This is a genomic window from Nonomuraea sp. NPDC049695 (assembly GCF_040674955.1).
GTDB lineage: Bacteria > Actinomycetota > Actinomycetes > Streptosporangiales > Streptosporangiaceae > Nonomuraea > Nonomuraea helvata.
In genome coordinates, this window is sequence record NZ_JBFANV010000037.1 from 23,469 (window position 1) to 42,126 (window position 18,658).

The window sequence follows — 18,658 nt, forward strand, 5'->3', positions numbered from 1 at the left end:
GTGCCTCACCCGCGCACCGTGGTCGTGGTCAGCTTCGGGTCGGCGGCGATCTCGGCCTCGGTGAAACGCTCGGTGACCCACTGGCCGCGCGAGAACAGGGCCGTCTGGTCGGTGTGGTGGGGCGAGCCGGGGTCGGTGGAGAGCGAATAGGTGAGGATGGTGCGCGTACGGGGACCGTCCGGGGTGAGCTCGACGGCCATCATGAAGCTCGAACCGGTGTCCACCTCCGGGTAGCGGCCGTCGGCGCCGAGCCGGCCGCGCATGCGCACCCGGTCGAAGCAGCCCTCGCCCTCGGTGCAGCCGGGAATCGGGATCGAGGAGTAACGCTGCGCCTGGCCGGGGGTGAGGGTCAGGGGGATGTGGTTGGTCTGGAAGGAGAGCACGGCCTCGGCCAGGGCCTGCCGCACCACCGGGTCGTCGTGCTTGAGCCCCCGCGGGGTGGTCAGCGGCTGCGCGGGATCGAACGGCACTCGCCACGGGCTGAACACGGGGTCTCCCGGCTTGGTCGGACGCTCGAGCCGGGTGAAGAACTCGCGCCACAGGATGGCCCCCTTGGCGTCCAGCGTGGCCCGCCCGTCCCAGGCGGCCAGCGTCCGGCAGGCCTCGCCCACGTCGACCCGCTCGCCGTCGGAGGTGGTCAGCTCCGAGCCGGTACGGCACAGCTTCAGCAGGTCCGGGCGCATGAGCTCGAAGGTGTAGTTGCGCTTGCCCTGCGAGGTCGCCTGCAACGTCTCCAAGGTGAAGCCGGGAGCGCCGAGCCCGTCGGTCCCGGACAGCCGCTGGGCGATCATGTCCAGGCTGACGCGGGGGCGCGGCTCCAGGTCGGTGCGCGCCTTGCCCCACACGAGCGGGTAGCCGGTCAGCGGCGCCGACGGGTTCGTCATCCAGGAGGTGTTGTTGGAGTTGGCCACGTAGTCGGCGCGGGTCAGCCTCGGCTGGCTCGCCGGCCCGAAGATGCCGGGGACGACGGCGTCGCGGTCCTTGCCCCACAGGCACGCGGAGGTCGAGCCGTCCAGGACGTACTCCTCCAGGCCCGGGAGGGGCGACGGCTTGGCGCAGCGCTCCGCCTGGGCGTCGGTGACGTGGGGGACCACCGAGGCGTCGGCGAAGTAGGCGCTCCCGCCGGCGTCGGTGGCGAGCGTGTGGACGAAAGGCATGCCCTGGTGCGCGGCCTGGGCGGCCGTCAGCTCGGCGAGGTTCCGCGACTTCGCCATCGCCAGCCACTCGTCGGCCGCGCGCAGGTTGGCGGCGTTGGCGTCGGCCAGCGCGTAGGCGACCTTGTCGGTGTGACCCGCGGCCAGCACCGGGCCGTAGCGTGAGGTGAGGAGCGTGTGGTCCACGACGGTGCCGTCCTGCAGGGCGACCTGCACCTGCTGGCGGCCCATCGGCTCGGTCCGGCCGTCCACGCGGTAGCTCGTGGGGTCCACGAGGTCGAGCCGGTAGAGCGTGAAGCGCTGGGCGTGGGAGACGGTGTGGGTCCAGGCCATGGTCGCGTTGTGGCCGATCTGGACGACCGGCATGCCGTACAGGCTGCCGCCGGAGACGTCGAGCACGCCGGGGATGGTCAGCTGCACCTGGTAGAAGCGTCGGATCCCGTTCCAGGGGAAGTGCGGGTCGGCCAGCAGCATGCCGTGGCCGTCACGGGTCGCGCGGCGGCCGAGCGCCCAGCCGTTGCTGCCCGGGGCGGGCCCAGGCGGCGCCCCCTCGGCCTCGGCCTCCCCGACGATGTACTCCTTGAGCTGGGAGCTGCTCGCCATGCGGTCGAGGTCGAGGATGTTGTTCCAGATGTCGGTGGCGGTGATGGGGCCGACCCAGCTCTTGCCCCGGCAGGTGGGGTCCGGCAGGTTCGTGGCCCCGGTCTGCTCCAGGTAGCGGTTGTACCCGGCGACGTAGCCGTCGACGAGCCGGCGCAGCTCGTCGCTCGGGCCCACCGGCGGCGGCTGGCTCAGCAGCCGGCGCACGACGCCGGAGTCGGCGACGCTCTTGTAGTAGACGTCGCTGACCAGGTTGGCGACCGGCCGGGCCGGGTCGTCGGACTGCGCCTTGGGGCCGAAGTACCTGGACCGCTCGCCCCGCAGGGTCACCACCCAGGAGGCCAGCACGCAGAGGTTGTCCTGCGCGAAGGCGTAGCCGTACCCGAATCCGAGCCCGCCGTAGTCCTTGGCGGACACGTGGGGGAGGCCGTACTCGGTGCGGCGGATCTCGGCGGAGTAGCGGCCGTCCGCCGCCAGGGCCGGTGCGTCGGGGCGTACCGCCACCACGACGGCGGCGACCAGGGCCAGCGCGATCAGCGCGGCCGCTCTCAGCTTGAGCGTCATCGGGCTCCTATTCGAAACGCGCGTTGTCGGGGGCGGTCATGCGCCTGAGCAGCGGCAGGGCCGTGAGGATCACCAGGAGGGAGGCGGCCAGGCCGCCGCCCAGGGAGGCGAAGTAGACGGGCCCGGGCATCGCCAGGGAGGCGCCCTTCATCGCGAGCTGGTCGATCATCGGCTCGGCCACGCCGAAGCCGGCGCCGGCGGCGAGCGCGGCGGCCAGCACGAGCGGCAGCGCCGACTCCAGCAGCACCACCGCGGCCAGGGTGCGGATGGGCGTGCCGGTCAGCCGCAGCAGGGTGAACGGCTGCCTGCGCTCCACCAGGCCGCCGCCGACCGCCACCACGAGGCTGCAGGCGCCGGCGACCAGGGTGAGCGCCACCATGGCCAGCGCGATGCTCTCCGCCCGGGTGTACAGGTCCGCTCTGACCTGGGCGATCTCGGCGAAGGTCATCGGGGCTTCGGCGGTGTAGCCGGCCAGCAGCGTACGCAGCCGCTCCAGCGTCGCCGTGTCGCCCGTGCGGACCATGACGGCTCTCAGCTCGAGCCCCGTGGCGGAAGCGGACTGGCTGGCGGGTCCCGCCAGCGGCAGGAGCCTGTCGATGGTGAGAGGGTTGTCGGCGCCGACGATCCGGTCGAAACGGCCCATCACGGCCTGCGCGCCCGCAGGGCACCGGCCGATCACGGGGAATCGGGCCAGGCCCGAGCACTCGACGACGGAGGTCGCCGGTGGCGGGCCGTCAGGCGTCGGGCGGACGTTCTCCAGGTCCGCCCTGGCGTAGATCGGCAGCACGTCCACGCCGGGGTCGGCGCGCAGCCGGGCCAGCAGGTCCGCCCCGGCGCGCGGTGACAGGCCCTCGATGCCCGGCCGGTAGAGCGTGGCGCCCAGCACGCCGTTGAGCGTGCCGCCGGCCACGGCCTGCTGGCCCTTGACGACCGTGGGGACGAGGGCCGCGATCGTCGTGCCGATGAACACCGCCAGCACCAGCCCGCTCACCGACCTGAAGGCGGTCTTCGGGTCGGCGGCCAGGCGCTGCGCGGCCAGCAGCGTCGCCGCGCCACGGGTCAGCCGGGCGGTCAGGCGGGCGGCCAGCATCGTCAGCCACGGCCCGGCCAGCACGAGCCCGACCATGATGAGCGCGATCCCGGCATCGGCCAGCAGGGCGTCGGGTTTGCCCTCCTTGAACGCCGGCCCCGCGAACAGCCCCAGCCCGGCCAGCAGCGGGATCACCCGCCACGCCCTCGGCGGTGGCGGGGCGGCCTTCCTGGCCACGCCGAGCGGTGAGATCCGCACCCGGCGCAGCGACCACAGGGCGGCGCCGGCCGAGACGAGCGGCACGCAGGCGAGCACGGCCGCGTACTGCCAGGGGCTCGGGACGGCCAGCTCGGGGAAGAAGCGCGAACCGGTGATCCGCACCTCGGCCACGGCCGGGCGTACGAGCTGGAAGAGCACCACGCCGGCCAGCGCGCCGAGCAGCGCGCCCAGCGCGGCGTCCACCGCGGCGAGGATGTTGATCTGCCGGGAGGTGGCGCCGACCAGCCTGATCGCCGCGAAGCGCCCCTCGCGGCGGGTGGCGGCCAGCCGGGTGGCGGTGCCCACCAGCACGAGCAGCGGGACGATCAGCCCGATCGCGGCGATGCCGAACCCGAACTGGTAGACCTCCGCGCTGTCGTCGACCGCGGGCTCGGTGGCGACCGCGTCGACCTGCCGGGTGCCGATCACGGCGGCGACCTCCTGCGGCGTCCGTCCCACCACGATGGCCAGCTCGTCGGGCCCGGACAGCGCCGCAGGGCCGATCAGGCCCGCCCGCTCTCCCGGGAAGCGGTCGGCGAGCTGCTCGCGCGGCGCCGAGTCCAGCAGTCCGGCCAGCGCAGGCGAGGCGTAGTACCGGCCGGGTGCGGGCATGCTCGCCAGGCCGGGGATGACCGGCGCCCGGGCTCCGAGCGCGGCGGCGTCGAGCCTCTTGATCGTCCGGCCCGCGTAGTAGTCCTCGCGGAGGTTCCACAGCCCGCCGTCGGCGGTGGCGTCCAGGGCCCAGCCGCTGGGCGCCGTGCCTTGCGTGCACTCCCAGCAGGGGCGGTCGTTGGTGGCCTGGAAGGCGTTGAACAGCGACAGCGTGGCCAACAGGACCGCGACGGCGACCGCCACCCCGGCCACGATCAGCGCGAGCCGGGCCGCCGTCTCCCTGCCGCTGCGCAGCGACAACCGCAGCCCCAGCGAGATCATCGGACGATCCCGCCGGCGTACGGGTCGGTCACCTTGCCGTCGCGCACGACGACCTCCCGGTCGGCGCAGGCGGCGACCCGGGCGTCGTGCGTCACCACGATCACGGCGGCGCCCTCCTCGCGGGCCAGGCCCACCAGCAGGTCCATCACGTGCTCGCCGGTGAGCGAGTCGAGCGCGCCGGTCGGCTCGTCGGCGAAGACCACCCGCGGCCGCGTCACCAGCGCTCTGGCGATGGCCACCCGCTGCGCCTGCCCGCCGGACAGCTCCGCGGTACGCCGGCCGCCCAGGCCGGCCAGCTCCAGCCGCTCCAGCCAGGAGGCGGCCCGCGTGTAGGCGTCCTTGCGCCTGGCGCGGCTGAGCAGCAGCGGCAGCGCCACGTTGTCGGTCACGGTCAGCTCGGGCACCAGCTGGCCGAACTGGAAGACGAACCCGAAGGCGGTGCGCCGCAGCTCGCTGCGGTGGCCGTCGTCCAGCGTGTCCAGCCGCCGCCCGTCGAACCAGACCTCGCCGCTGTCCGGGGTGAAGATCCCGGCCAGGCAGTGCAGCAGCGTCGACTTGCCGGAGCCGCTCGGCCCCATGATGGCCAGCACCTCACCCGCGGTCACCGACAGGCTGGCCTCCCGCAGCGCGGGCGTGCTGCCGAAGGAGCGGCTGATCCCCTCGGCCCGCAGCAGAGCGTTGACGATCATCGACCGCGCACCGTCTCCGCCAGCGCCTCCAGCCGGGCCTGGGTGACGTCGATCCACCGCAGGTCGGCCTCGAGACGGAACAGGGCATGGTCGGCGAGGAGCGTGTCCACCAGCGTGCCCTCGCGCCTGATCTCGGTCAGCTCCCGCATGCGCCGCAGATGCGTCGCGCGCTGGGCGTCCAGGTAGCCCGCCGCGTCGCGGCCCAGCATCAGCGCCAGCACGACCTTGGTGAAGAACACCGTCTGCAGATACGGCTCGGCCGCGACCGGCTCGGCCAGCCACGACTCGACCTCGTTCGTGCCGATCGGGGTGATGGCGTAGCGCTTGCGGTCGGGGCCGTCGCCCGGCTCGCTCTGCCCGGCGGTGATCTTGCCGTCCCGGGTCAGGCGGGCGAGCGTGGAGTACACCTGACCGAAGGGGAGCGACTTGCCCCCGCCGAAGTAGGTGTCGTAGTCGCGTTTCAGGTCGTATCCGTGGCTCGGCTGCCGCTCGAGGAGGCCGAGCAGCGCTAGAGGGACGCTCATGCCCTGAGAATATACACCGAGAGTATATCCGGCGAGAGTAGGGGGGCATGGCGCATCATGGTTGTCGTGACCGAGGAGCCCCTCACCGGCGGCAACAACGCCCTGGAGGTCGTGCGGGTCGGCGACACGGTGCGCCGCGCCCGCGACGCCGGCGCGGCGTTCGCCGCCCGGGTGCTGACGCATCTGGAATCCGTCGGCTACCGCCACGCGCCGCGCCACCTCGGCATCGACGAACGCGGCCGGGACATCCTGAGCTTCATCCCCGGCACCACCACCGACCACCCCACGCAGCGAGCGGACGGCGCATACGCGGCCGGCGGCCGGATGCTACGCGCGTTGCACGAGGCGACCGCCGGTCACCCGCTGGCCGCCGGCCGGGAGTGCGTGCTCCACGGCGATCCCGGGCCCTTCAACGCCATCTTCCAGCGGGGCCTGCCGGTGGCCTTGATCGACTGGTCCTCCTGCCGTCCCGGCGACCGGCTCGACGACCTGGGCTACATGGCGTGGACCTGGTGCATCCAGTCACAGGGCCGCGTACCGATCGACGAACAGGCCCGGCACCTGCGTGAGCTGCGCGACGGCTACGGCGCCGTCGAACCGGAGCGCCTCCTGGACGCGATGGTGCGTAGCCAGACCCGGATCGTCGACGCGGAGGCGGCGAACATCGACGACCCCGCGCTCACACCCGCGCGCCGCCGCCACGCCGAGGCGGCCGTCACCTGGGCCGCCACCGATCGCGACCTCGTCCGCCGGCACCGGAGGCGCCTTCTGGCCGCACTGCGATGACAGTCGGCGCCGCGGCGGTCATCGGGTATGACCGCCGCGGCGCCTGTTCACGGCGACGGAGCTGCTCCGGGTGATGGCCGAGAGTCCCGAGCCGCGGGCGGTGCAGGCCCCCACTCCCGGGCTCGTCGTCCGCGGCAGCACCGCCCCGCCCGGCGGGTGATCTCTAACCCGGGATGCGGGGGAGATCGATCACCACCCGCTTGTCGCCGAGGTCGTAGGTGAGCACGTAACGCGTGGTGTGGTCGATGGTGACGGCCTCGATGTAGTCGGAGGCGGTCCTGTCCTCCAACTTGATCTCGAAGCGGATGCCGAGATCGCCGGTCCTGCGGGTTTTGAGGTCGTACAGGAACAGGCGGTTGTCGGCTCGGGACAAGCTCTGCATGACCACAAGGAAGCGGTCAAGGGCGGGTTCCCCCGGAGGAAGCGGCCTGGCGGGCAATGTGCGGGGGCCGGAGCCGTCACGGTGGAGCGCCTGTGCGTTCGGGTAGTTCACGCACCAGGTGAGCGAGCACGGCGAGGCGCCCGTTCCGGCGTCGCGTCGCTCTCCGGTCAGGACGTTGACCAGGCGCTGGAAGGTGGGCCGAGTGTCATACCGGTCGCCGCGCCCGCGCTTGGAAGTGGCCGCCCAAGGCCATTGGAGCAGGTGGTACCGCTTGGTGCCGGGGATCGAGGCCGGCTTGCCGCCGGAGAGCGGGGCCTGGTAGAGGCCGCCTTTGAGGCCGCGCGACCAGACCACCTTGTCGTCCACGACGGTCATCAGGTCGATGTCGCCATATTTCATGGTCTGGCGGATTGAGGTGACCTTGTGGGCATTGCCTCCCGTCACCGGGGCCGTCCAGATGTCGAGGAGGCCTTTGACCGTCCCCCAGGACACCGTGTACCAGACCAGTCGCCCGCCACCGATCACGACGGGCGAGGTGTAGTCCGTCCTGGGTGGCGGCACGAACGCGATCAGCCGCTTCACGGTGCCGGAGCGGACGTCGTACGACCACCAGGCCGTGTCGCCCTCGCCGGTCCTGACCAGCAGCGTGCGTTCGTCGAGGAACGCCTCCGCGCGGTAGGTGAGGCCGTTCGGCAGCTTCTTCGGCAGGAGGTGCGTGGCGCGCGGCCACAACTCCGACACCGGCACGGGACGGCTCGTGTCGGAGGCCACCGGGCCGTCCGACGTGTTCGGCACGGCCCGCTGGATCACCACCGTGGTGGCGGCGACGAGCACGGCCACCCCGGCGGCCGCTGCCACCGGCCGCCAGGCGCGCCGGCGTGCCGGCCGTGCGCGCAGGAACCGGCTCGGCGGCGGGGGTTCCTCCTCGCGCGACATGTTGGCGAGCGTCTCGCGGAGCAGTTCTTCGATGTTCACGCCGGCTCCCTCATGGTCCTCAACTCGGGGGCGACCTTCTTCAGCCGTTCCAGCGACCTGTGGGTCTGGCTCCGCACCGTCCCCACGCTGATGCCGAGCACCTTGGCGATCTCGCTCTCCGGCAGGTCCTCGAAGTAACGGAGCACGAGGACGGCCCGCTGGCGAGGCGTCAGCCGGGCGAGCGCCGAGCGCATCACCAGCCGCAGGTCCGCCACATCGGCGTGCCCGTCGTCGGCCAGGTCGGGCAGGTGGTCGGTGGACACCTCGGCCGCCTTGGAGCGCCGCCGCCACCAGCTCACCTGTTCGTGGTACATGGCGCGGCGGACGTAGCCCTCGACGGCGGCGGGATCGCGCAGCCTGGCCAGTTTCGCGGCCGTCTTGGCCAGCGCCGACTGCACGAGGTCCTCGGCGGAGTGCCGGTCCCCGGTCAGCAGGTAGGCGGTGCGGAACAGGGCCGCCGAGCGTTCGACGACGAACGTCCGGAACTCCGCTTCACGATCTGGATCCACCCGGCCTCCTTGCCTGTGTCACCAAGCAAGGACGCGGAGGAGGCGGAGAACTATGCCGTCATGTGGTGACCTGATCGAGGAGCTCGAGCAGATGGTGGTACGGCCGGCCGGTGGCACGGGTCAGGCCGAGCTCGCAGGTGCGGTTGACCGAGGCGTGCGCGGCGAAGTCCCCGGCCGCCACGGACGCGGCTTCTGCGCGGGTGGCCGAGGCGGTCAGCTCCGGGTGGAGCAGGCCGCGGTCGCCGGCGAAGGCGCAGCACTGCCAGCCGTCGGGGACGACGACCTGCTCCGCTATCGCCTGGGCGATCCGGGTGATGGCGGCGTCCAGGCCGAGCCGGGTGGAGGAGCAGGTGGGGTGCAGGGCCAGGGAGGGCAGGCGGCGGGCGTCCGGCAGCCGGGGCAGGATGTGCTCGGCGGTGAAGGCGACCGCGTCGATCACCTGGAGGCCGGGGACGAGATGTCCGTAGCCCTCGGTGCAGGAGGCGGCGTCGCTGACGACCGGGACGCGGCCGCCGTCGGTGGCCGCGAGCAGGCTGTCGCTGACGCGGCGGCCCATCGCCTCGTGGCCGTCGGTGTAGCCCTTCGACGACCAGGGCGTGCCGCAGCACAGGCTCCCGATCCCCTCCGGGACGTGCAGCCGCAGGCCGGCGCGTTCGGCCAGGCGCCGGAACGCGGTCATGACGCCGGGGCCGCCGTCGGCGGGGGCGAACAGCGTGTTCAGGCAGGACGGGAGGTAGACGGCGTCGGCACCGGTCACCGGGGCGGGGCGTCGGCGCGTGCCGCCACGGGGCAGGTCGCGGGTCCACTGGGGTGCCGTGTCGGGGCCCGCGACCGAGCGGGCGGCGCGGCTGGCGCTCTCGGAGAGCCGGGGCGGGGCGGCGGCCGCGGTGTCCAGGGCCAGGTTCATCGCCCGGGTGATGCCGTCCCAGTGGCGGGCGGCGGTCTTCCAGCCCTTCTGCGCCAGGCGCCCGTGCCGCTCGGCCCGCAGGCGTTTGGTGAGGTCGCCGGTGTTGATGAGAACGGGGCAGGCGGTGGCGCACATGCCGTCCACCGCGCAGGTGTCCACGGCGTCGTAGCCGTACTCCTCCTCCAGCCGGCGGGCGAGCGCGTGGTCGCCCGCCTCGTGGGCGGCGGCCAGTTCGCGGCGCAGCACGATGCGCTGGCGCGGGGTGGTGGTGAGGTCGCGGCTCGGGCAGACGGGCTCGCAGTAGCCGCACTCGACGCACCGGTCGACCTCGGGCTCGACGGTGACGACGGCCTTGAGGTCGCGCAGGTGGGCGTCGTCCCGGTCGGTGAGGAGAACGCCGGGGTTGAGGGTGCCCGCGGGATCGCACAGGCGCTTGACCTCGCACATCACCGCGTACAGCTCGTCGCCGTACTGGCGGCGCACGAAGGGGGCCATGACGCGGCCGGTGCCGTGCTCGGCCTTGAGCGTGCCGCCCCGGCCGAGGACGGCCTCGACCATGTCCTCGGTGAAGTCGGCGTAGCGCCGCAGGTCCGTGTCGAAGCGCTCGTTGAGCATGAAGTGCAGGTTGCCGTCCTTGGCGTGGCCGAAGATGACGCTGCGCTCGTACCGGTGCTTGGCGAACAGGTCGGTCAGCTCGTCGCAGAGGTCGGCCAGAGCGGGCACCGGGACGGCGACGTCCTCCAGGAGGGCGGTGGTGCCGCTGGGGCGGGCGCCGGCGACGGAGGCGTACAGGCCCTTGCGGATGTGCCACAGCGCGGCCCGGCCGCCGGCGTCCCTGCTCAGGCGGGCAGGGGCCGCGAGCCGCAGACCCGCGAACGCGCGCTCGGCCGCGTGTTCGCGCTCGGTGAGCAGATCGGCGCCGGACTCCTGCCATTCGATCAGCAGCGCGGCGTGCTCCTGAACGGCGAGCGTGCGGAGCACGTCGTCGGCCTTCGGGTCAGTCTGGGCCACCCGCAGGGACTCGGCGTCCAGCAGCTCGACGGCGGCGGGCTCGGCGGCGACCAGCTCGGGCATCGCCGCCATCGCCTGGCGCAGGCCGGGGAAGACGAGCAGGCCGGTGGCGGCCACCGGGTGGGCGGGGACCGTACGCAGCACCGCCTCGGCGACGAACCCCAGCGTGCCCTCGCTGCCGATGATCAGGTGGGCGAGGATCTGCGCGGGCGAGTCGTGGTCGAGGAAGCTGTTGAGGCCGTAGCCCATGGTGTTCTTGAGCGAGAACTGGGCGGTGACGCGGCGCACCGAGTCGGGGTTGCCGCGGACGCGGTCGCGCAGCCGCTCCAGGCCCTTGGTGAGCTCGGGCTCCAGGGCGCGCAGGCGCTCGTCGGCGTCGGGGGCCCCGGTGTCGATGACGGTGCCGCTGGGCAGCACGACGGTCATCGACTCCAGCGTCCGGTACGTGTTGGCGTGCGTGCCGCAGGTCATGCCGCTGGAGTTGTTCGCGACGACCCCGCCGATCGTGCACGCCGACTCGCTGGCCGGATCGGGGCCGAGCTTGCGGCCGTACGGGGCGAGCCTGGCGTTGACCTGCCGCAGCACCGCCCCGGGCTGCACCCGCACCCGCGCCCCGCCGTCGAGCACCTCGATGCCGCGGAAGTGCCGGCGGGTGTCGACCAGCAGGTGCTCGCTCACGCCCTGCCCGCTCAGGCTGGTGCCGCCCGAACGGAAGGTCAGCGGCAGGCCGGCGCGCATCAGCGCCGCCACCTGCGCGGCGCTCTCGGGCACCAGCACGGCCTGCGGGGTGAGCAGGTAGTGGGAGGCGTCGTGCGCCATGCCGAGCCGGTCGCTCGCCCGGGTGCGGGCGATGCCGGGCACGGCGGCCTCCACCGCGGCCAGGGTCGCCTGGTCGGGCGCGCCCAGCCGCCGCGAGTCAGGATCAGTCACGCTGGAGCTCCCTTGAAGTCATCGCCGCGGGTCGATGTGGATCTTAGGACCCGGTCCGGCCCCCGGCCAGGGCGGGGCCAACCGCCCAGGATACCCACCGCGGTGCAGTCCTTGAGCCCCAGGTCACGGGGGTCGGCGCTGCTCACCGTGGTCGAGCGGCTCCGTGATCACGGGATCGCCGACCCGGCCGGGAGTGGGCCGGTCACGTGAAGAGCTGGCCGCCGTTGACGTCGATGGTGGCGCCGGTGATCGCCTTCGCGTGGTGGGAGGCGAGGTAGATCACGGCGCGGGCCACGTCCTCCTCCGTGGCGATGCGGCGCAGCGCCATCGCCGAGACGTCGCGCGCGCGGATCTCCTCGAACGTCACGCCCTCCGCCGCGGCCCGCGTCCGCATCCACTCGTCGAGCACCTCGCTGGCGATCCAGCCGGGCGCGACGCAGTTCACCCGCACCCCGTACGGCCCGAGCTCGTCGGCGAGGCAGTGGGACAGCAGGTGCGCGGCGGCCTTGCCGGCGGCGTAGTCGCTGCGCCCCGCGTAGCCCGTACGGGAGGACATGGAGGTGATGTTCACGATCGAGCCGGAGCCCTGCGCCACCATGTGCGGTGCGATGAACCTGCAGGCCAGCAGGGTGCCGTAGCCGCCGGTCTCGACGGCCCGGCGCCACGCCTCGAGGTCGCCGGCGGTCATGTCGAGCACGTTCCTGCGGTGCGACCCGGGGAAGGCGGCGTTGACCAGCACGTCCACCCGGCCGAACCGGTCGATCACGGTGCCGGCGAGCCGCCGTACGTCGTCGATCCGGGTCACATCGGCGGGTACGGCGAGCGCGCCCGGCACCTCGGCGGCGGTCTGCTCGAGGGTGGCCGCGCCGCGGGCGGCCACGACGACCCTGGCACCCTCCTCGCTCAGCATCCTCGCCAGGGTCCGCCCCAGCCCGGGACCCGCCCCGGTGACGATCGCGACTTCACCGTCCAGCAGCACTCCCTTACTCTACCAAGTGCTTGCTTGACGATTGCAGCCGATGTGCCGCACGAGGTCCGGCTCAGGCCCGGGGGATCGCCACCCCCTTGGTCCGGCTCGCGGGCAGGACGGCCGCCAGTACGGCGAGCACCGCGCAGAGGGCGATCACCCCGGTGACAGGCTGCCACGGCACGTCGACCGCGACGGGACCGGCCAGCTGCACCAGCGCGGCGTACAGCCCGAGCAGCCCGAGCGCGGTGGCCATCACGGCCAGGACCACGCCCACGGCCACCACCAGCAGGGCCTCCGCCATGACGTACCGCAGGAGCTGGGCCTTGGTCGCGCCGAGCAGCCGCAGCGCGCCGTGCTCCGGCGCCCGGTCGGGGGCCGCCATCAGCAACGTGTTGACCAGGGCGATCACGGTGTAGCTCAGCATGATGGCGAGCACGGCCAGCAGGCCGAGGCGGCTGGCGGAGGCGCGACGGTCGGCGGCGGTCGCGGTCCAGGCGGCCTTGGTCACGGCGCGGGCGTTGTGTCCCTTGGCGGCCTGCTCCAACGCCTTGCCGACCTCGGTGGCGGAGGCGCCGGGGCGCAGCTTCACGTAGGCGGCGGAGGGCAGGGCCGAGAGGGCGTGCGCCGGCGTGACGTACGAGTCCGCGGCGGAGCCGGTGCCGAGCAGCGCGACGACCGTCAGGCTGACCTGGCTGCCGTCCGCCCGCCACATCCTCACCCGCTGCCCCAGGCCCAGCTCCCAGGTGGGGGAGACCGCGATCGTGTCGTCCCGCAGCTCCGCGAGCGATCCGGCGGTCACGGGCACCGACAGCGCGGTCGTGAGCGTGGCCGGGTTCACGGCCTCGGCGGGCCGCTCGATGAGCTGGGTGCCCTCGCCTTCGAGCGTGTAGAGGCTGGTCGAGGTCACGGTGGTGACGTCGGCGCCGGGGACGGCGCGCAGGCGTTCGACGAGCTGCCGGTCCAGCCCGCCCGTGCCCGCGGGCAGCACCAGGTAGTCGGCGCGTACGGGGGCGGTCTGCATCGCCGACTTGGTGGCGTCGGTCATCGCCGCGCCGCCGAGCAGCGTCGCGGCCAGCGCCACGGTGACCAGGACCGGCGCGGCCGTGGCGGCGGTACGCCGCGTCGAGACGACGGCGCCGGCGGGGACCACGAGGCCGCCCGCGCCGCGCAGCCGTCCGAGCGGGGCGGCGAGCAGGTTCGTGACCGGCCGGACGAAGACCGGGGCGAGCAGTCCGACGGAGGCGATGAGCAGCATGACGATGGGCATGAACGTCTTGTTGTTGGTCGCGCCGTCCGGGTCGGTGACGGCGTTGACGAGCATGCTGACGACCGCGGTGGCGAGCAGCCCGCCTCCGGCGATCCAGCGCCCGATCGTCATGCTCTTCGGCTCCACCGCCGCCTCGCGCAGCGCCTCCGCGGGCCGCACCCGGCCCGCCCGCCGGGCGGCGACGACCACGCCGAGCACGGCGACCAGCACACCCGTGCCGAAGGCCACGTACGAGGGCGCCGAGGATGTCGAGGGCACGAGCCAGGCGGGGGCCATCCCGAGGGCGCTCAGCCGGTCCAGGATCGGCCGGGTGGCCAGCGGGCCGATCGACGCGCCGAGCGCCGAGGCGGCGAGCGCGATCAGCAGGGCCTCGCCGTACACCATGCGCCTGACCTGGCCGGCGGTCGCGCCGATGGTGCGGAGCAGGGCGAACTCGCGCTGCCGCTGGCCGACCGCGAAGGCGAAGGTGGAGGAGACCACGAAGATGGCGATGAATCCCGCGAAACCCGCGGCGATGCCGGCGATCGTGTTGGCGTTGTTCCGTGCCCGCTCGTCGGCCTCGCGGGACGGGTCGAGCAGCGCCCGGTCCTGCCCGGTCAGCACCCTGACCTTGCTGGAGACCGCCGGGCTCCCGCTTTCGCCCGGGACGGGCGGTGACGTGGCCGGCGAGTCCGTCTCGGAGTCGGCTTCCGGGTCGAGGGCGGTCTCCGGCTCGGCGGCCGAGCCCAGGGTGGCGCGTACCTCGGTGGCGGGCCGCCACAGGGCCAGCGCGTCGATGCGCGGCGACAGCGCGGCGGCGCGTTCGTCGGTGAAGAACACCGTGGGCTGCGGCCCCGCCGAGGCGATCCCCACCACCCGGTACGGCCGGGCCCCCGCGGCGGTCACCACCCGCACCCGCCGGCCCACCTGGGCGCCGCCGGTGACGATGATCTCGTCGTCCGCCGCGGGCGCCCTTCCCGCGGACAACCGCTGCGGCGCCGTACGGGCCGCGGACCAGGGACGGCCGACGGCGGGCGGGCCCCCGGCGAGCTGCGCGGGGAAGACCCGGTCCACCACGGCCCCGGGCAGGCGGGCGGCCAGTTCGGGAGCCAGCCCCCGCGGCTCGGCCAGCGGGGCGCTGCTCTGGCCGAACGGGCTCCGCACCGTGAGCCGCTCGTCGGGCACGACCACGACGGGCGCGGCGGCGTACCGCTGCGGGCCCCGGTCGGGCGAGGAGACACTGGAGGCCAGCACCTGCCCGAGCGCCGCCATCAGGGCCGCGCCGAGCGCCAGGGCGACGAACGTGCCGGCGAAGGAGAGCCACCGGGTGCGCAGCGTGGACCAGGCGATCCTCAGCACGACGCCTCCAGCTGCAGCATCCGGGTCGCGATCTGCTCGGCGGAGGGGTCGTGGAGCTCGCCGAAGACCCGGCCGTCGGCCAGGAACACCACGCGGTCGGCGTGGGAGGCCGCCACCGGGTCGTGGGTGACCATGATGATCGTCTGTGCCTGCCGGTCGACCAGGTCGCGCATCAGGCGCAGCACCTCGCGGCTGGTGTTGGCGTCCAGGGCGCCGGTGGGCTCGTCGGCGAAGAGCACGGCGGGCCGGGTGACCAGGGCGCGGGCGATGGCGACGCGCTGCTGCTGGCCGCCGGACATCTCGGCGGGCCGGTGGTTCGCGCGCTCGGCCAGGCCCACGGCGGCCAGGCTCTGGCGCACCTGCTGGGCGTCGGGCCGGCGGCCGGCCAGGCGCAGCGGCAGGGCGACGTTCTGGGCGGCGGTGAGCGACGGCAGCAGGTTGAAGGACTGGAACACGAACCCGATCCGATCGCGCCGCAGCAGCGTCAGCTTCCTGTCGCCGAGCGTCGCCAGGTCCCGGCCGTCCACGATCACCCGCCCCGTGTCCGGCCGGTCCAGCCCGGCGGCGCACTGCAGCAACGTCGACTTGCCCGACCCTGACGGCCCCATCACGGCGGTGAACGTGCCGGCGCCGAAGCCGATCGACACGTCGTCGAGCGCCGTGACGCCGTGTGCGTAGTGTTTGGTGACCGAGGTCAGGTCGACCGCTTGCATGGGATTCATGGGCGACGACGCTATGGGGGCGGACATCTGTGGGGTACCGGACGAATGACTAGGATTCGTCCCGTGCTTCGGGGCCGGGAGTCTGATCAGAGAGCCATCGACGTGCTGCTCGACCAGGCGCGCGACGGCCGCTCCGGCGTCCTGGTGATCAAGGGCGAGCCGGGGATCGGCAAGACCTCGCTGCTGGCGTACGCCGAGGAACGCGCGGGGGACATGGAGGTGCTGCGCGGCCTGGGCATCGAGACCGAGGCGGACATCCCGTACGCCTCGCTCCACCTGCTCCTGCGCGGCGGGCTCGACCGCCTCGGCGCGCTGCCCGAGCCCCAGGCGGCGGCGCTGGCGGGCGCTCTGGGGCTGGCCCCGGCGAGAGCCGACGACCGGTTCCACGTCGGCGTGGCGGTGCTGTCGCTGCTGGCGGAGCTGGCCGAGGAGCGGCCCCTGCTCTGCCTGGTCGACGATGCGCACTGGCTGGACCAGGCGTCGGCGCGCGCGTTGCGCTTCGCCGCGCACCGGCTGCACGCGGAGGGCGTCGTCCTCCTGTTCGGCGCGCGCGACGGCTTCGACCCGGCGGGCCTGCCGGAGCGGCGGCTGGCCGGCCTGGACGACCGCAGCGCCGCCCAGGTGCTCGCCGACGCCGCGCCCGAGCTCACCGGCGCGACACGCCTGAAGATCATCAAGGAGGGCGCGGGCAACCCGCTCGCCCTGCTCGAACTGCCGCGCACCGCCGATCTGCCGGCCTACGACCACAGCCCGCTGCCGCTGCCGGAACGCCTGCGGCTGGCCTACGCCGCCCGCGTCGGCCGCCTGCCCCAGGACGCCCGGACCGCGCTGCTGGTCACCGCGCTGGCGGACGGCGGCGACCTGGACGTGATCACGAACGCCTGCGCCGCACTCGGCATCGAACCCGCCGCTCTCGGAGCGGCCGAGCGTTCCGGGCTGGTCAGGATCGCCGGGCGGCACGTGAGTTTCGCCCATCCGCTCATGCGCGCGGCGGTCTTCCAGCTCAGCACGTACGACCTGCGTCTGGAGGCGCACCGGATCCTGGCCGGGCTGCTGGCCGGTCAGCCCGACCGGCGGGCCTGGCACCTGGCCGCCGCCGCGACGGGCCCGGACGAGACGGCCGCGCGAGCGCTGGAGGAGACCGCCCACCGGGCCAGGGCGCGCGGCGCGAACGTCAGCGCCTCCGCCGCGTTCGAGCGGGCCGCCGAGCTGAGCGAGGACTCGGAGCTCAAGGGGCGGCGGCTGCTCTCGGCCGCCGTGGACGCCACCGAGGAAGGCCGGCTCCAGCGGGCCCAGCACCTCATCGACGCCGCCACCGCCCTCGTGCCGGACGCCTCGGCCCGCGCCACGCTGCCCACCCTGCGGGCCAGGATCGCCTTCGGCCAGGGCGCCCCGCGGCGGGCCCACGAGCTGCTGCTCAAAGGCGCGGCGGACGTGGCCGGCGACGACCGCGCCGCCGCCGCTCTGATGCTGGTCGAGGCGGCACGCAACGCCAACCGTCTCGGCGACGCCGACGGGCTCGTCGAGGCCGCCGCCCGCCTGCGCGCGCTGGACCTGCGCCCGGAGGACGACCTCGACCTCGCCAGGCAGGCCGCTCTGGGGTCCGCGTCGCTGCTGACCGACGGCCCCGCCGCCGCGCTGCCGATCATGCGCGAGCTGGTGGCCAGGGGCAGCCGGATCACCCCGGAGATGCACTCACGCCGCATCAACGCCTCCTACTTCGCCCTCCAGGTCGGTGACTTCCAGGCCGCGGGGGAGATCGCGCGGGCGGCCGCCGACGAATGCCGGGCCAACGGCGAGATCAGCAAGCTCGCCGTGCTCCACATCACGCTCGCCACCAGCGAGATCTTCCTCGGCAGGTTCACGGACGCCACGGCCACCGCGAGCGAGGGACTGCGGCTGACCGCCGAGACCGGCAGGCCGAGCCGGGCCGGTTGCATGCAGGGCATGCTCGCCTGGATCGCCGCCGTACGAGGTGAGGCGGGCCGCTGCGCCGAGCTGGCCGCCGCCTCGCACGCGCACTACGACGCCAACGGCATCGTCAACGGCCTGGCCTGGGCACAGTGGGCGCAGGCCCTGCTCGACCTGGGCCAGGGCCGCTTCGCCGAGGCGCTGGACCGGCTGGAGGCGGCCATGGCCGGTCCGGTGCGCCACCAGTTCCAGGCCGTTCACTTCGCCCCCGACCAGATCGAGGCCGCGGCCCGGCTCGGCCTGCCCGCCGACGGGGCGCTACACCGCTACGAGTCCTGGGCGCGGGCCTCCGGCCTGGCCTGGGCCGAGGCCGTCCTGCACCGCTGCCTGGCCCTGCTCGAACCCGACGGCGATCGGGCACACGATCATTTCCGTGCCGCCGTACGGCTGCACACAGGCGCAGGCCACCCCTGGGAGGCGGCGCGCACCGCGCTGGTCTACGGCGAGCGCCTGCGCAGGGATCGGCACAAGAGCGCCGCCCGCGCCCACCTGCGTGCCGCGCTCGAGACCTTCGAGCGCCTGGACGCCCGGCCCTGGGCCGAGCGTGCCAGAAGCGAGCTGCGCGCCGCCGGCGACACCGCTCTGTCCGCCGTCGCGGCCGAGGCCCGGTCCGCCGCCTCCCCGCAGGGCGTCCTGTCCCCGCAGGAGCTGCAGATCGTCCGCCTGGCCGCGGCGGGCCGCACCAACAAGGAGATCGGGGCGCGCCTCTTCCTCAGCCCCAAGACCGTCAGCTACCACCTCTACCGGGCCTTCCCCAAGCTCAACGTGACGAGCCGGGCCCAGCTCGCCGGCCTCGAGCTGGGCTGATCGGGCATCTCACGCGCCGGTCATGGCGGCGTGGAGCCGCAGGTACGGCTCGGCGTCCTTCGGCCGGTTCTGGCGCTGCAGCGTACGGCCGAGCAGCAGGCAGGCGTACCCCTCCGCCGGATCGCGCTCCAGGATCACCCGGAGCTCGGCCTCGGCCCGGCGGAGCTGGGCCGAGTGGTAGTAGGCGCGGGCCAGCAGCAGCCGGGCCGACAGGTTGTCCGGCGCCGCGGCCACCACCTGGGCCAGGATGCGCGCGGCCCCGATGTAGTCCTCCGAGTCGAAGAACAGGCGACCCCGCTCGTACTCCTCGGCAAGCCTCTCGATCGGCATG

13 protein-coding genes are annotated in these 18,658 nt (G+C 73.9%); 2 read left to right on the forward strand and 11 right to left on the reverse strand.

The genetic code is table 11. The features are described 5' to 3' along the window. Positions 1–5: 5 nt before the first annotated feature. From AB0J64_RS28980 to AB0J64_RS28995, 4 genes are read right to left on the reverse strand one after another with little or no spacing between them, the layout of a single operon-like run. Positions 6–2,318 carry a penicillin acylase family protein gene (locus AB0J64_RS28980; RefSeq protein ID WP_364033392.1) on the reverse strand — a complete coding sequence of 771 codons (2,313 nt, stop codon included), beginning with the start codon at positions 2,316–2,318 and terminating at the stop codon, positions 6–8. Between the two features lie 7 nt (positions 2,319–2,325). Beyond that, on the reverse strand, positions 2,326–4,539 hold the full coding sequence (locus AB0J64_RS28985; RefSeq protein ID WP_364033395.1) for an FtsX-like permease family protein: 2,214 nt from the start codon (positions 4,537–4,539) through the stop codon (positions 2,326–2,328). Then, on the reverse strand, positions 4,536–5,228 hold the full coding sequence (locus tag AB0J64_RS28990; protein WP_364033398.1) for an ABC transporter ATP-binding protein: 693 nt from the start codon (positions 5,226–5,228) through the stop codon (positions 4,536–4,538). Before AB0J64_RS28990 ends, AB0J64_RS28985 begins: the two co-directional genes overlap by 4 nt. Then, on the reverse strand, positions 5,225–5,752 hold the full coding sequence (locus tag AB0J64_RS28995) for a PadR family transcriptional regulator (RefSeq protein WP_364033401.1): 528 nt from the start codon (positions 5,750–5,752) through the stop codon (positions 5,225–5,227). The genes AB0J64_RS28990 and AB0J64_RS28995 overlap by 4 nt, the downstream gene beginning before the upstream one ends. Positions 5,753–5,818: 66 nt before the next feature. On the opposite strand from AB0J64_RS28995, the gene AB0J64_RS29000 reads away from it, so the two are divergent. Beyond that, positions 5,819–6,538, forward strand: coding sequence for a phosphotransferase (locus AB0J64_RS29000; RefSeq protein ID WP_364033404.1), 720 nt, complete (start codon positions 5,819–5,821; stop codon positions 6,536–6,538). Positions 6,539–6,701: 163 nt separating this feature from the next. Here the strand turns inward: AB0J64_RS29000 and AB0J64_RS29005 are convergent, their stop codons facing one another. The 6 genes from AB0J64_RS29005 to AB0J64_RS29030 form a co-directional block, all read right to left on the reverse strand. Then, positions 6,702–7,895: a hypothetical protein gene (locus AB0J64_RS29005; RefSeq protein WP_364033407.1), complete on the reverse strand. Its 1,194-nt coding sequence runs from the start codon at positions 7,893–7,895 to the stop codon at positions 6,702–6,704. Beyond that, positions 7,892–8,404, reverse strand: coding sequence for a SigE family RNA polymerase sigma factor (locus AB0J64_RS29010; protein WP_364033409.1), 513 nt, complete (start codon positions 8,402–8,404; stop codon positions 7,892–7,894). The genes AB0J64_RS29005 and AB0J64_RS29010 overlap by 4 nt, the downstream gene beginning before the upstream one ends. A gap of 58 nt (positions 8,405–8,462) precedes the next feature. Next, complete coding sequence (locus AB0J64_RS29015; protein WP_364033412.1) at positions 8,463–11,252, reverse strand: FAD-binding and (Fe-S)-binding domain-containing protein; 2,790 nt, start codon at positions 11,250–11,252, stop codon at positions 8,463–8,465. A 202-nt stretch (positions 11,253–11,454) separates the two neighbouring features. After that, positions 11,455–12,231: an SDR family oxidoreductase gene (locus AB0J64_RS29020; RefSeq protein WP_364033415.1), complete on the reverse strand. Its 777-nt coding sequence runs from the start codon at positions 12,229–12,231 to the stop codon at positions 11,455–11,457. A 61-nt stretch (positions 12,232–12,292) separates the two neighbouring features. Continuing rightward, positions 12,293–14,827, reverse strand: a complete 2,535-nt coding sequence (locus AB0J64_RS29025) for an FtsX-like permease family protein (protein ID WP_364033418.1) — start codon at positions 14,825–14,827, stop codon at positions 12,293–12,295. Continuing rightward, positions 14,821–15,549 carry an ABC transporter ATP-binding protein gene (locus AB0J64_RS29030; RefSeq protein ID WP_364033421.1) on the reverse strand — a complete coding sequence of 243 codons (729 nt, stop codon included), beginning with the start codon at positions 15,547–15,549 and terminating at the stop codon, positions 14,821–14,823. Before AB0J64_RS29030 ends, AB0J64_RS29025 begins: the two co-directional genes overlap by 7 nt. 63 nt (positions 15,550–15,612) lie before the next feature. Between AB0J64_RS29030 and AB0J64_RS29035 the strand changes: the two genes are divergently transcribed. Further along, the gene (locus tag AB0J64_RS29035) at positions 15,613–18,327 is read left to right on the forward strand and encodes a LuxR family transcriptional regulator (protein WP_364033424.1); all 2,715 of its coding nucleotides are present in this window, start codon (positions 15,613–15,615) and stop codon (positions 18,325–18,327) included. 9 nt (positions 18,328–18,336) lie between these two features. Here the strand turns inward: AB0J64_RS29035 and AB0J64_RS29040 are convergent, their stop codons facing one another. Then, positions 18,337–18,657 carry a tetratricopeptide repeat protein gene (locus tag AB0J64_RS29040; protein ID WP_364033427.1) on the reverse strand — a complete coding sequence of 107 codons (321 nt, stop codon included), beginning with the start codon at positions 18,655–18,657 and terminating at the stop codon, positions 18,337–18,339. Position 18,658 lies beyond the last annotated feature (1 nt).